The 13,169-nt window shown below is 68.4% G+C and carries 12 protein-coding genes; 2 read left to right on the forward strand and 10 right to left on the reverse strand.

The window, feature by feature from the left end:
- Window positions 1–11: 11 nt before the first annotated feature.
- From MMB92_RS26940 to panE, 8 genes are all read right to left on the reverse strand, one after another.
- Window positions 12–770: an SDR family oxidoreductase gene (locus tag MMB92_RS26940; protein ID WP_006496171.1), complete on the reverse strand. Its 759-nt coding sequence runs from the start codon at window positions 768–770 to the stop codon at window positions 12–14.
- Window positions 767–2,314: an FGGY-family carbohydrate kinase gene (locus MMB92_RS26945; protein WP_212260855.1), complete on the reverse strand. Its 1,548-nt coding sequence runs from the start codon at window positions 2,312–2,314 to the stop codon at window positions 767–769. The genes MMB92_RS26940 and MMB92_RS26945 overlap by 4 nt, the downstream gene beginning before the upstream one ends.
- Before the next feature lie 29 nt (window positions 2,315–2,343).
- Entirely contained in the window at window positions 2,344–3,432 is a 1,089-nt protein-coding gene (locus MMB92_RS26950; RefSeq protein WP_062910371.1) for an alcohol dehydrogenase catalytic domain-containing protein, read from the reverse strand.
- A gap of 46 nt (window positions 3,433–3,478) precedes the next feature.
- The gene (locus MMB92_RS26955) at window positions 3,479–4,486 is read right to left on the reverse strand and encodes an ABC transporter permease (RefSeq protein ID WP_062884847.1); all 1,008 of its coding nucleotides are present in this window, start codon (window positions 4,484–4,486) and stop codon (window positions 3,479–3,481) included.
- Complete coding sequence (locus MMB92_RS26960) at window positions 4,473–5,993, reverse strand: sugar ABC transporter ATP-binding protein (protein ID WP_034203324.1); 1,521 nt, start codon at window positions 5,991–5,993, stop codon at window positions 4,473–4,475. The genes MMB92_RS26955 and MMB92_RS26960 overlap by 14 nt, the downstream gene beginning before the upstream one ends.
- Before the next feature lie 62 nt (window positions 5,994–6,055).
- On the reverse strand, window positions 6,056–6,997 hold the full coding sequence (locus tag MMB92_RS26965) for a substrate-binding domain-containing protein (protein ID WP_006485848.1): 942 nt from the start codon (window positions 6,995–6,997) through the stop codon (window positions 6,056–6,058).
- Between the two features lie 120 nt (window positions 6,998–7,117).
- Complete coding sequence (locus MMB92_RS26970) at window positions 7,118–8,077, reverse strand: AraC family transcriptional regulator (protein ID WP_006485849.1); 960 nt, start codon at window positions 8,075–8,077, stop codon at window positions 7,118–7,120.
- Window positions 8,078–8,315: 238 nt separating this feature from the next.
- A complete protein-coding gene (gene panE / locus MMB92_RS26975; RefSeq protein ID WP_062884849.1) occupies window positions 8,316–9,263 on the reverse strand; it encodes a 2-dehydropantoate 2-reductase in 948 nt (315 codons plus the stop codon).
- 249 nt (window positions 9,264–9,512) lie between these two features.
- Here panE and MMB92_RS26980 point away from each other — a divergent pair, with 249 nt between their 5' ends.
- Window positions 9,513–11,066, forward strand: a complete 1,554-nt coding sequence (locus MMB92_RS26980) for a methyl-accepting chemotaxis protein (RefSeq protein WP_062884850.1) — start codon at window positions 9,513–9,515, stop codon at window positions 11,064–11,066.
- Between the two features lie 20 nt (window positions 11,067–11,086).
- On the opposite strand, the gene MMB92_RS26985 is transcribed toward MMB92_RS26980, so the two are convergent.
- The gene (locus MMB92_RS26985; protein ID WP_062885611.1) at window positions 11,087–11,764 is read right to left on the reverse strand and encodes a response regulator transcription factor; all 678 of its coding nucleotides are present in this window, start codon (window positions 11,762–11,764) and stop codon (window positions 11,087–11,089) included.
- A gap of 375 nt (window positions 11,765–12,139) precedes the next feature.
- On the opposite strand from MMB92_RS26985, the gene MMB92_RS26990 reads away from it, so the two are divergent.
- Window positions 12,140–12,631 carry a hypothetical protein gene (locus MMB92_RS26990; protein WP_011547320.1) on the forward strand — a complete coding sequence of 164 codons (492 nt, stop codon included), beginning with the start codon at window positions 12,140–12,142 and terminating at the stop codon, window positions 12,629–12,631.
- A gap of 25 nt (window positions 12,632–12,656) precedes the next feature.
- Here the strand turns inward: MMB92_RS26990 and MMB92_RS26995 are convergent, their stop codons facing one another.
- On the reverse strand, window positions 12,657–13,163 hold the full coding sequence (locus MMB92_RS26995) for a hypothetical protein (protein ID WP_062884851.1): 507 nt from the start codon (window positions 13,161–13,163) through the stop codon (window positions 12,657–12,659).
- Window positions 13,164–13,169 lie beyond the last annotated feature (6 nt).

The raw sequence follows: 13,169 nt of genomic DNA on the forward strand, positions 1-13,169 counted from the left end.
CGTGACGCGATCTAGCGCGCCGTATACCCGCCGTCGATCGGCAACGACACGCCGCTGATCATCGACGCCGCATCGCTCAGCAAAAACAGGATCGGTTCGACGACCTCCTCCGGCTCCGCGAACCGGCCGAGCGGAATCGCGGCCAGCATCGGCGCCCGCTTTTCCGGTTCGCTCCACGCGAACTGCGCCATCGGCGTGAGCGTGACGGTGGGGTTCACGCTGTTCACACGAATGCCGTGCGGCCCGAGTTCGATGCACAGCACGCGCGTGATCGCGTCCATCGCCGCCTTCGACGCGCAATAGCTCAAATGCGCGGGCAGCCCGACGAGCGCGGCCTGGCTCGACACGTTGACGATGCTGCCCCGTGCGTGCGCCGCGCCGCGTCCGTCGCGCTCGATCATCCTGCGCGCCACGGCCCGCGCGACGAGCGCCGCGCCGCGCGCATTGACGGCCATCACACGATCGAACTGCGCGGCGCCGACCTCGAGCGCCGGTTCGAGCGACGCGATCCCCGCGCAATTGACGAGGCCGTCGAACGCCTCGTACGCGGCGAGTGCGGCATCGATCGATTGCTCGTCACCGCCGACGTCCAGGCGCAACGTATCGCACGCAATCTCGCCGGCGAGCGTGTCGAGCGCGACCATGTCGCGCCCCGCCGCGACGACGCGCGCGCCCGCTTGCGCCAGCGCGACCGCGCAGGCGCGGCCGATTCCGCTCGACGCGCCCGTGACGAGCACCGTTGCCCCGCTGAAATCGAATCGTGTGTTCATGATGAGGTGCCCAGCCTGTGCATGATCGGCTTGAGTGCCGGATACAACGCCGTATAGAGCGAAAAACGCGCGTCGTACGTGTTCGCACGCTCGGCATCGGGCCGTGCGCGCTCGACGAGCGTGACCCAGCCGCCCTGCGCGTCATCGTCCGACACGAGCCCTGCGCCGACGCCCGCAAGCAGCGCGGCGCCCATCGCGGCTTCGACGTCCTGCTCGATCGTCCACACCGGAAAACCCGTCACGTCCGCGATGATCTGCATCCACAGCGCCGAATGCGCGGCGCCGCCGACGACGATCAACCGATCGTCCAGCGCCGCCGCGCCCCGGCGGCCGGCCTCGATGTTGTGACGCAACGCGAACGCGACGCCTTCGAGCACCGCTCGATAAAGATGCGCACGCGTGTGCGCGAGACTCAGCCCGACGAACGCGCCGCTCGCCTTCGCATCCCATACCGGGCTGCGCTCGCCCATCAGATACGGCAGGAACAGCACGCCGTCGGCGCCGGCCGGCACACGCTCGGCCGCCTCCTCGAGCAGCACGTGCGGATCGCCGTGCGGCAACAGGCGCGCCGCGTCGGTTTCCGCGTGGCAGAACTGGTCGCGAAACCACGCGACGGATGCGCCGGCCGCGATCGCACCGCCGAACACGTACAGGTCGCGCTGCCCGTTGAACACGTGCGGCATGCTGACGAGGCCGTGCCGCGCATCGACGTGCCGGTTCACGTAGCCCCAGCACATGCTGGTGCCGATCATCGCGACGTGCTGCCCGGTGCGCGTCGCGCCGGCGGCGAAGGTCGCCACCGCCGCATCGACGCCGCCCGCGACGACCGGCGTGCCGGCCGGCAGCCCGAGTTGCGCGGTCCATTGCGACAGCAGGCCGCCGACGACGTCCGTCGAATCGACCAGCCGCTCGGGCATCATCGTCGCCGGAATGCCGAGCATGTCGAGCGCGTCGTCGGACCACTCGCGGCGCGCGACGTCGTACACGCCGCCGATATTGCCGGCCGAACTGTGATCGACCGCGACTTCACCGGTCAGCAGGTAGATCACATACGCGTTCGGCGGCAGGAAATAGCGCACGTTCGCCCACACGTCCGGCCGCTGGTCGCGCAGCCACAGCATCTTGGTGAAGCCGTAGTAGCTGTCGACGCCGTTGCCGGTGATCACGCGCAGCCGCTCGACGTTCACGTGTTCGTCTACCCAGTCGACTTGCGCGGTCGCGCGCCGGTCCATCCAGATCAGGCACGGATGCAGCGGCCGCATGTCGCTGTCGACCGGGATGCCCGAGCCGCCGTACAGGCTGCTCACGCACACCGCCCGGATCGCGTCGGCCGGCACGCCCTGCGCGCGCGCGTCGCTCACGCAGCCGCCGATGCAGTCGAGCACCGCGTCGAACCACACCTGCGGCCACTGCTCGGCCCACAGCGGGCGCGGCGTATCGGGCTGGTAGCCGGCCGAGCGCCGCGCGACGATCGTGCCGTGCCGGTCGACCAGCAGCGCCTTGGTGCTCTGCGTGCCGATATCGACGCCTATGACGTATTCCATGATGTCTCCGGTGAGGCGCACGCCGGCCGTCAGCGGGCCGGCTTCAGCAGCACCTTGATCGATTCGGGCGATTTCGCGACGCGGATCGCGTCGTCCCAGTCCTCGAGCGCGAAACCGTGCGTGACGATGCCTTTCGACGTGACGAGCCCGCGCGCGAGCAGGTCGATCGCGACCGGATAGCAGTATGGCCCGAGGTGCGCGCCGCGTACGTCGAGCTCCTTGCGGTCGCCGATGATCGACCAGTCGACGGTCGCATCCTCGCCGAACACGCTGAACTCGACGAAGCGGCCGAGCTTGCGGATCAGGTCGAGCCCCTGGTTCACGCCGACCGGCGCGCCGGTCGTCTCGATGTACACGTCGCAGCCATAGCCGTCGGTGAGCGCGCGGACGATCTCGCGCGCGTCGTCGCGCTTCGGGTTGATCGTCACGTCGGCGCCATACTGCCGCGCGAGCTCGAGCCGTTCGTCGATCAGGTCGATCACGACGAGCTTCTTCGGCGTCTTCAGGTGCGCGACCTGCGTCATCATCAGCCCGAGCGGGCCCGCGCCCGCGATCACGACGACGTCGTCGAGCTGCACGTCGCCGCGGTTCACTGTGTGGATCGCGCACGACAGCGGCTCGATGATCGCCGCATCCTCGAGCGATACGCCGAGCGGAATCCTGTGGACGATCGCGGTCGGCGGAATGCGCATGTACTCGGCCATCCCGCCGTCGGCCACCTCGCGCTGAAAGCCGAAGATGTTGTGCACTTCGCACATCCAGTACTGGCCCGACTTGCAGTAGCGGCACTTGCCGCACGGCACGATCTGCTCGGCGATCACGCGATCGCCCAGCGCCACGCCGAAATGCTCGGCCGCGCCGTCGCCGAGCGCTTCGACGTAGCCGAAGAATTCATGTCCCGGGATCACCGGCGCCTTCACCCACGGGCTGGGGCCGCCCCAGAACATCTTGGCGCCGGTGTAGCACTTGCAGTCGCTCGCGCAGATCCCGCACGCGGCGATGCGGATCACGAGCTCGTTCACGCCGGGGCTCGGCTTCGCGACCTGTTCGACGCGATAGTCCTCGGGGCCGTGGCAGACGACCGCGGTCATGCGCGGCTGGGCTTCGGGTGTCGTCATGAGTTGTCTCTCTCCTGAGTGATTCGGATAACCGATGATTTTTTCATTACCGCGATCGTTCGCGGCTGATGTAGATCGCGAGCAGGATGATTCCGCCCTTGATCACGTTCTGCACATACGGGTTCACGCCGATCATGTTGAGCCCGTTGTTGAGCACGCCGAGCAGCAGCGCGCCGACCAGCGTGCCGAGGATCGCGCCGCGCCCGCCGGAGATCGACGTGCCGCCCATCACGACCGCCGCGATCGCGTCGAGCTCGAAACCCACCCCCGCATTCGGCTGCCCGCTCATAAGGCGCCCGGTCAGCACGATCGCGGCGAGCGCCGACGTGAGCCCGGCCAGCGTGTAGACGATCAGTTTCACGCGCGCGACCCGCACGCCGGTGAGCCGCGTCGCCTGCTCGTTACCGCCGATCGCGTACACGTAGCGACCGAACGGCATCCGGTCGAGCAGCAGCCACGCGATCGCATAGACCACCAGCATGATCAGCACCGGCGCCTGGATGCCGAGCACCTTGCCGCTGCCGAAGAACGCGACCCAGTCGGGCAGCCCGTCGATCGGATAGCCGCCCGTGTAGATCAGCGCGAGGCCGCGCGCGATGCCCATCGTCGCGAGCGTGACGATGATCGGCGGCATTCCCGCGAACGCGACGAACACGCCGTTCAGGAAGCCGAAGCCGAGGCCGACCGCGATGCCGATCGCCAGCGCGGCGACCGCGTTGACGCCCGCGACCATCAGCCCGGCCGCGAGCGTGCCCGACAGCGCCATCACCGAGCCGACCGACAGGTCGATCCCGCCGGTCAGGATCACGCAGGTCATGCCGACCGCGATGATCGCGTTGATCGACACCTGGCGCAGCACGTTCTCGAGGTTCGCGGCGGACAGGAAGCTCGGGCTCGCGATCATCATCGCGATGCACACGACGATCAGGCCGACGAGCGGATAGAACAGCGTCGAGCGGCGCAACTGCGCCCACATCGCGCGCGGCGGCGGCGCGTCGCCGGCCGTGGCCGCGAGCGTCGTGGAAGGCGTGGAAGAAGAATCAGGCAGGTTCATGGGTCGCTCCTCGCGTGCCGGCCGTGGCATAGGTCATGACCGTGTCGGGATCGATCTCGTCGCCGGCGAGCGTCGCCTCGATGCGGCCCTGCCGGAACACGGCGACGCGATCGCACATGCCGACGATTTCCGGCAACTCGGACGAGATCATGATGATGGCGTAGCCGCGCGCGGTGAGTTCGCGCATCAGCCCGTAGATTTCGGCTTTCGCGCCGACGTCGATGCCGCGCGTCGGCTCGTCGAAGATCAGCACCGACGTGTGATGGTTCAGCCAGCGCGCGATCACGACCTTCTGCTGGTTGCCGCCGGACAGCGTCGCGACCTCGGTGTGGATCGACGGCGCCTTCACGCCGACGCGCCGCATCACGTCGTGCGTGGTGCGCGCCTCGCCGCGCCGGTCGATCAGCCAGCGCATCGACCGGTACTTGCCGAGGTTGTTCAGCGAGATGTTGTCGCGAATCGAGAACGACGTGACGAGCCCTTCCGTCTTGCGGCTTTCCGGCAGGATGCCGATGCCCGCGCGCAGCGCGTCGGCCGGATCGGCGAGCTTCGCCGCCGCGCCGCGTACGCGCAACTCCTTGCGATGCGCACGCGTCGCGCCGATCACCGCGAGCGCGGTTTCCGTGCGGCCCGAGCCGACCAGGCCGGCAAAGCCGAGGATCTCGCCGGCCCGCAGCGCGAAGCGGTTCACCGGGCCGTCGCGCTCGATCTGCAGCGCGTCGACCTCGAGCACGGCCGGCGCGTCGGCCGGCAGCGCAGGTTTCGGCGGAAAGCTGCTTTCGATCCGGCGGCCGACCATCATCCGCACCAGTTGCTCGACGTCGGTGCGCGCGACCTCGGTCGTCGCGACGTACTGGCCGTCACGCAGCACCGTGATGCGGTCGCACACCGCGAAGATCTCGTCGAGGTGATGCGAGATGAAGATCATCGCGACGCCCTGCCGCTTCAGCTCGCGCATGATCGCGAACAGGTGTTCGGCCTCGGCCGGCGTCAGCGTGGCGGTCGGTTCGTCGAGGATCAGGATGCGCGCGTCGAGCGACAGCGCCTTGCCGATCTCGACGAACTGCTGCTGCGCGACCGACAGCGTGCGGATCGGCGCGTCGAGATCGATCGCCACGCCCAGGCGCGCGAAGATGGCCGCGGCCGCCGCGCGCATCCGCTTGCGGTCGCGCGCGCCCCAGCGGTTGCGCAGCTCGCGGCCGAGGAACAGGTTGTCGACGGCATCGAGGTGCGGAATCAGGCTGAATTCCTGGAATACGATGCCGACGCCGGCCGCGACCGCGTCGTGATAGTCCGCGAAATGGCGCGCGGCGCCGTCGATCTCGATCGTGCCGGCATCCGGCTGGTGGATGCCGCACAGGATCTTCATCAGCGTCGACTTGCCCGCGCCGTTCTCGCCGAGCAGCGCATGGATCTCGCCGCGCGCGATCTGCAGATCGATGTCGGACAGCGCCTTCACGCCGGGAAAGCTTTTCGTGATGTGGCTGAGCCTGAGTATCGTGTCCATCGGCTTCTCCGTGCGAAGGGCGTCGGCCGCGCCGCCGCCCTTCGCGTCGCGTCGCACGTCGTTCACCAGCTGAAACCCTTCGCGTTGCCGCGATCGACGACCTTCACGTCGACGGGAATCGCCTTCGGCACCGTCGCGCCCCACTTGCGCGCAATCGCGATGCCGAGCGCGATGCGCACCTGGTCGGCCGGAAACTGCGCGGTCGTCTCGATGAACTTCGAGTTCGGCTTCTGGATCGCGGCGATCGCCTCGGGCGCGCCGTCGACGCTCGTCAGCTTGATGTCCTTGCCGGAACCCTCGATCGCGGCGAGCGCGCCCATCGAGCCGCCGTCGTTCACGCTGAAGAGGCCCTTCAGGTTCGGATGCGCGGAGATCATGTTCTCGGTGACCGACAGCGCGGTCGCGCGCTCCTGCTTGCCGTTCTGCGTGTCGACGAGCTTCACGTTCGGAAATTTCGCGAGCCCGGCCTTGCAGCCGCGCACGCGCTCGAGAATCGGCACGACCGGAATGCCGTCGAGGATCGCGACCTCGCCGCTGCCGCCGATCGCCTTCGCGAGGTATTCGCACGACATCACGCCCGCGTCGTAATTCTTCGAGCCGACGAACGAATCGACCGGGCCGTTCGCGTTCGCATCGACCGCCACGACGACCGCGCCGGCCTTCTTCGCCTGCGTGATCGCCGACTGGATGCCGGTCGAATCGGTCGGGTTCACGAGCAGGATGTCGATCTTCTTCTGCAGCATGTCCTCGACGTCGCTCACCTGCTTGCTGACGTCGTGATGCGCGTCGGTGACGACGACCTGCGCGCCGATCGATGCGGCCGCGTCGTTCAGCGCCTTCTGCATCGTCACGAAATACGGGTTGTTCAGTTCCTGGAACGTCATGCCGATCCGCAGCGGCGCGGCATGCGCGGCGGCGGGCAACAGGGCCGCGACGGCGAGCGCGGCAACGGCCGCCAGGCGGGCGGCGCGACGGGGGGATGAAGCGGGCGATGCGTGCGTCATGACGGTGTCTCCTGAATTGTGTGCAGCTTTTTCGTGGGTGAATGCGCCCCTCGCGACGTGAACGGCGCGATCGGCGGGGTGAAACGGTTAGGAAAACTCAGGCGAGCAACGGCCCGGCGATCATCCGGGCTGCGGCACGAGCTCCGGGGCGCCGGGCGTCAGCACGCGCGGCGGCAGCGGATTGCCGGTCGGCGCCGCATGCAGCGCCAGCTCGCGGCTGCGCGCGTTCAGGCGCTGCAGCGCGCGGAATTCGGACGGCGCCATCCCCTTCACCGCGCGGAACTGGCGGTTGAAGTTCGACACGTTGTTGAAGCCGGCCTGGAAGCAGATATCGGTGATGCTCGCGTCGTCGGCGAGCAGCATCTGGCACGCGGATTCGATCCGCAGACGATTCACGTACTGGACGAACGGCATGCCGGTGTGGCGATGGAACGCGCGCGAGAACGCGCTGACGCTCTGCCCGGTCAGTTGCGCGAGATCGGATTCGCGCAGCTCGGACGCGAGGTTCTTGCCGATATACGACAGCGCATGACTGAGCCGCGTCGGCGTGACATCGGCCTGGTCGTACGCGGGGCTCGCGAGCAGCGTGCGTTCGGCCGCGCCGCACAGCCGTTCGAGGATCGTCATGAACAGCGCGATGCGGCGCATCCCGCGCGCGGTCAGCAACGCATCGAACAGCGGGGCGATCGCGGCGCTCGTCGCCGCGTCGAAGCCGACCCCGCGCCGCGCATCGTCGAGCAGCGCCTGCGCGTCGCGGCATTCGGGGAACGCGTCCATGCAGCGGCGCACGAACGACGGATCGAACTGGATCACGAGATTGCGGCGCTCGACGGTTTCGCCTTCGGCCATGTCGCTGACCCAGTTGTGCGGCAGGTTCGGACCGAGCAGCACGAGATGGCCGGGGCCGAACGAGCCGATGTGATCGCCGACGAAATACTTGCCGTGCGTCGCGACGATCAGGTGCAGCTCGAATTCGGGATGGAAATGCCAGCGGATCGTGCGATACGGATAGCCATGCGACCAGACCTTGAACGACTCGTCGCGTCGCACTTCGACCACTTCGAGATCGGGGTGCATCATGTTGGCGTCTCCATTCCCATGGTTCGCTGGCCGGCCTGTTCGGCGGTGCGCGCATCGCCGCGTGTCTCGCGCGGCGATGCGACCGGTCGCATGGGAAGCAATGTAGGTCGATCGAGCGCGCGGCTCCACCAACTTTACGCCTGATTTCCGATACTTTTTTGCGCAATCCGGCCATAAACGGTGCCAGACGGCAAATTTGTTGCAGCGCGGAACGGCGCGGACGGCCGCCCGCGCCGGCTTACGCCGCCGCGTGCTCGCGCGCCGTGCGCACCTCGTACGTCTTCAGGTGGTTGTACGCGATCCGCAGCAGCGACAGCGTATCGGCCGACTGCGGGTCGCGCCGCGCGAGCAGGTCGCCGATCACGTGATCGGCTTCGACGCGCGCGTGGTTCTCGACGTCGCGCAGCATCGACGCGGTCAGCGGCGACGGCGTCAGCACCATCCGCTGCATCCGCTCGCTGGCCGCCGCGTCGGGCCGGTGGCCGTTGTATTCCGCGATCGCGCTGCATTCCGCGAGCATCGTTTCGAGCAGGCGGCGGCCGTCCGGCGCGGCGAGAATGTCGCCGATCGACCCGCGAAACAGCGACGTGCTCGCGGCGAGCGTCGCGAGGAACACCCACTTCTCCCACATCCGCGCGGCGATGTCGTCGCTGAGCGTGGCATCGAAGCCCGCGCCGCCGAGCACGTCGGCCACCGCGCGTACGCGCGGCGATTCGCCGCCGGCCAGCTCGCCGAACGACACGCCGTGCGTGTCGTTCAGGTGCACGATGCGCTGCTCGCGATCGAGCGTCGCCGCGATCACGCACAACCCGCCGAGCACCTGCGCGGCGCCGAAGCGCTCGCGCAGCACGTCGAGGTGGCGCATCCCGTTGAGCATCGGCAGGATCAGCGTCTGCGGCCCGACGAACGGCGCGAACGACGCAATCGCGTCGTCGAGGCTGTACGCCTTGCAGCTCAGCAGCACGAGGTCGAACGGCGCGACGCCCGCGCCCGCGTCGCCCGCGCGCACGGTCTGCACGTTCGCAAGCGTCAGGTCGCCGCGCGGGCTGCGGATCAGCAAGCCATCGCGGGCGAGCGCCGCGGCGCGGCCGTCGCGCACCAGGAACGTCACGTCGCGCCCCGCCGCGGCCAGCCGGCCGCCGAAGTATCCGCCGACCGCGCCGGCCCCTACCACCAGAATCCGCATCGTTGCCTCCTTTCGGTTTGGTTCGGCGTCGCGCCGCCGCCCGTGCGGGCGCGGCGCGCACGCCATCGCCCGACAGTATAGCGGCCGCTGTTATGCATATGCATAGATGCCCGCGCTTGCGTCCTGGGCATGCGGAAATGGCCGCCTCTAAGGGATTTCCCGTCTACGGCGACACGCATGGCGCGCCGTCAAGAGACTTATCCCGTCACGCCGACCCGGCGAGCTTCCACGACTGACCGACCTCCTACCATGCGCACTCTCTCCCTGAATCAGAAACTCGCCTCGATGATCGTCATCCTGTGGCTCGGCCTGCTCGTGATCGCCGGGCTGGGCGCATGGCAGACCCGTACCTCGATGATCGCGGATCGCCGCGATCAGCTCGCGTCGCTGGTCGCGCAGGCCGCGAGCGTGACCGATCACTACTACAAGCTGTCGCAGCAGAACGCGCTGCCGGAAGCCGAAGCGAAACAGAAGGCGCTCGAGGCGATCGCCGCGATGCGCTACGGTGCAGACGGCTATATCTCGATCAACGATTCGAAGCCGGTGATCGTGATGCATCCGATCAAGTCCGATCTCAACGGCAAGGACGTGTCGAATTTCACCGATCCGAACGGCCAGCACCTGTTCGTCGAGATCGTGAAGGCCGGCAACGCGGAAGGCGGCAAGGGTTTCGTCGAATATCTGTGGCCGAAGCCTGGCGCGGACAAGCCGCAGGACAAGACCAGCGCCGTGCAACGCTTCGCGCCGTGGGACTGGTATCTCGTGACCGGCATGTACATGAACGACGTGCGCTCGGCGGTGCTCGCGAGCGTCGGCCGCTGGCTGGCGATGACGGCCGTGCTCGGTGCAATCGCGACCGCCGTGATGGTGCTGGTGCTGAAAAGCGTGCGCGCGAACCTCGGCGGCGAGCTCGAAGTGGCGCTCGACGCCGCGCAGCGCATCGCGCAGGGCGACCTGACCGCGCGCGTGACCGTGAAGCACGACGATCGCGGCAGCCTGCTGCACGCGCTGCACACGATGCAAGGCGGGCTGATCGACATGGTGTCGCGTGTCCGGATGGGCACCGAGAACATCAACGTGGGCGCGAGCGAGATCGCCTCCGGCAACACGGACCTGTCGCAGCGCACCGAGGAACAGGCGGCCGCGCTCGTGCAAACCGCGTCGAGCATGGACGAGATGACCGCGAACGTGAAGCAGAACGCGGACAGCGCCGCGCAGGCCGCGTCGCTCGCCGGCCAGGCCGCGCAGGTCGCGACGCGCGGCAGCGAAGTGGTCGACGACGTCGTGCGCACGATGAACGAGATCACCGACCGCTCGCACAAGATCGGCGACATCATCGGCGTGATCGACGGGATCGCGTTCCAGACCAACATCCTCGCGCTGAACGCGGCCGTGGAAGCGGCCCGCGCGGGCGAACAGGGCCGCGGCTTCGCGGTGGTCGCGGCCGAAGTGCGATCGCTCGCGCAACGCTCGGCGACGGCGGCCAAGGAGATCAAGTCGCTGATCGTGTCGTCGAACGAGACGGTCCAGCACGGCGCGACACTCGTCACGCATGCAGGCGAGACGATGGCCGAGATCGTGCAGTCGGTGCGGCGCGTGAACGAGATCCTCGACGAAATCAGCCACGCATCCCGCGAACAGAGCGCCGGGATCGAGCAGGTCAACCGCGCGGTGGGCGAGATGGACCAGGTCACGCAACAGAACGCGGCGCTCGTCGAACAGGCCGCGGCAGCCGCGCATTCGCTGCGCGATCAGGCCGAGGCGCTGCGCGACGCGGTGACGCGGTTCGCGTTGCCGGCCTGACGGCGCCCCGCCCGGGCCCCTCACGCCGCGCTGCCCGCCCGCAGCGCGGCCTCCCCGCTCCCGAGCCCCAGCCCCGCCGCGCGCTGAATCAGCTCGACGTCGTTGTTCGCGCCGAGCTTCTTCATCGCGCTGATCTTCTGCGCGCTGACCGTCTGCTTGCCCTTGCTCAGGCGCTGTGCGATCGTCTTGATCGGCACGCCCGACAGGTACAGTCGAATCACCTCGATCTCGCGCGCCGACAGCTTCACGGGCGGGTCGCCGCGCGTGCCGAGCGCATCGACCGCGCGCCGGACGGACGGCGACAGATAGGCGCCGCCGCTGTAACTCGAATGGATCGCCGTGACGATGTGGCCGACCTCGTCGAGCTTGCTGACGACGCTCACGTGGCCAATCCCCAGGATCGAGCGGAAGATCAGCGGATTCTCGTTGGCGACCAGCGCGACGATCCCGACGTTCGGCCGCATGCGGCGCAGCCAGTCGAACAGCGCGAGGCCGTCCATCTGCTCGTCGCCGGGAATCGCATAGTCGACCAGCACGACGTCGCAGTCGACGCCGCCGAGCGACGCGACCAGTTCGGCCGCGCTCCGGTAGACCGCGACGAGCTCGATCGCGCAGGTGCTGCCTGCGATCTGCTCGATGCCGGCCAGCGTCAACGGCCAGTCGTACGCGACGACGATGCGAACATTGAATTTCCTCATGCGCAGTTCCTGGTAATTCACCGGCCGCGCCACGCGAAAGGCGTCGGCCGGTTGGGCGTTGAAAGGACGTTCAGGCTACTTTTAGCCTGAACGTCGATTCTATGAACGTACGCAAGGACGCGATATCGGACGGCGTACGAATTGGCCGCCGCAGACGTAATACGGGTTTGATATTTGCACCGGTCCGACGCCCGGCGGCCGGCGGTCGATTGCAGCGGCATCGGCCCGACGGCCAGGGTCGCGCGCCGCGCGGCCGGTCAGCAGGTAAAATTGCGCGTTTGCATGCCACCCCGGCCCGCCGGCGGCGAGCGACGCGCCGCTGCCGGCCGCGCGCCCCGCCCGTTCGCCGGCTTGCCCGTACCGCCCGCTTTCCTCATGACCGATTCCGACCTGCAATCCGACGACACCTCCATCCACGAAGACGGCCTCTGGCGCGACAACGGCTGGACGGCCCGCATCATCAAGAACGAAGACGACGACGGCTGGGCCGTCGAGATGGTCAAGGACGGCGAGTCCGAGCCCGCGCTCGTCGGGCCGTGGACCATGGGCCGCGACAAGAAGAACCCGAAGCCGATGGACGCGAACGCGTTCCGCACGCTCGTGAAAACCGCGACCGAAGTGCTGATGCGGCACGAACAGCAGCGGCGCGCGCTGCTGCACAAGGAAGTGACGGTGCAGGACGAAGCCGGGCAGGATGTGTCGGTGACGCTCGACATCGTGCCGGACGAGTTCGAGCCGTATGCACAGCTCAAGGCATTCGATCCGTATGGCGAGCTGCTGGCCGACGCGAAGGTGTCGGCCGGGTTCAAGCTCAACAAGGCCAGCGCCGAACGCTGGGTCGCCTCGGGCTTCGATCGGCCTGCCTGAGCCCGCACGGCGCGCCGAAGCGCGATTAGGCGCCGGCGCCGCGCTCCGCGCGCGCGAGCCGGCGTGCGGCCAGCTTGCGCCGCACGAGCTGCTCGAACTGCTGCGTCGCGACCTCCGGGTCGCGCGCGGCGAGGCCCAGCAGGTTGCGCGCGAGCTGGATCGGCGTCAGCACGATGCCCCACGGCAGCCCCCACCAGCCGAGCGTGGCCGATGCGAGCAGCGCGAGCGCCTGCTTCCTGCGCCCGCAGCGGCGGCAGCACACGTGGCGCCGCGTGGCCCAGCGCGTGACGAACAGGAGCGACACGACGCGATGCGACGCGTGAACGTCGACCGGCCGCCCTTCTCGCAGGCAGATCGGGCATGGCCCGTAGCGCCAGTCGTCGACGTACTGCCGGACCTTCGCGTCGGGCACCCGTTCGGCCTCGACGACGACCGGATGCGCGTGCGCGCATGCCAGGCCGCAATAGCGGCGCCCGTCGATCGACTGCCCGCCGAGCAGGAACGTCCTGCCGCAGTGACTGCACTCTGCCACGATGAC

The sequence above is a fragment of the Burkholderia sp. IO2 genome (assembly GCF_029522185.1).
Lineage (GTDB): Bacteria > Pseudomonadota > Gammaproteobacteria > Burkholderiales > Burkholderiaceae > Burkholderia > Burkholderia cenocepacia.

Excerpts from the sequence above, each read along its gene's own strand:
- MMB92_RS26940 (WP_006496171.1), bottom strand. The coding sequence starts at position 770 with ATGAACACACGATTCGATTTCAGCGGGGCAACGGTGCTCGTCACGGGC.
- MMB92_RS26945 (WP_212260855.1), bottom strand. The coding sequence starts at position 2,314 with ATGGAATACGTCATAGGCGTCGATATCGGCACGCAGAGCACCAAGGCG.
- MMB92_RS26950 (WP_062910371.1), bottom strand. The coding sequence starts at position 3,432 with ATGACGACACCCGAAGCCCAGCCGCGCATGACCGCGGTCGTCTGCCAC.
- MMB92_RS26955 (WP_062884847.1), bottom strand. The coding sequence starts at position 4,486 with ATGAACCTGCCTGATTCTTCTTCCACGCCTTCCACGACGCTCGCGGCC.
- MMB92_RS26960 (WP_034203324.1), bottom strand. The coding sequence starts at position 5,993 with ATGGACACGATACTCAGGCTCAGCCACATCACGAAAAGCTTTCCCGGC.
- MMB92_RS26965 (WP_006485848.1), bottom strand. The coding sequence starts at position 6,997 with ATGACGCACGCATCGCCCGCTTCATCCCCCCGTCGCGCCGCCCGCCTG.
- MMB92_RS26970 (WP_006485849.1), bottom strand. The coding sequence starts at position 8,077 with ATGATGCACCCCGATCTCGAAGTGGTCGAAGTGCGACGCGACGAGTCG.
- panE (WP_062884849.1), bottom strand. The coding sequence starts at position 9,263 with ATGCGGATTCTGGTGGTAGGGGCCGGCGCGGTCGGCGGATACTTCGGC.
- MMB92_RS26980 (WP_062884850.1), top strand. The coding sequence starts at position 9,513 with ATGCGCACTCTCTCCCTGAATCAGAAACTCGCCTCGATGATCGTCATC.
- MMB92_RS26985 (WP_062885611.1), bottom strand. The coding sequence starts at position 11,764 with ATGAGGAAATTCAATGTTCGCATCGTCGTCGCGTACGACTGGCCGTTG.
- MMB92_RS26990 (WP_011547320.1), top strand. The coding sequence starts at position 12,140 with ATGACCGATTCCGACCTGCAATCCGACGACACCTCCATCCACGAAGAC.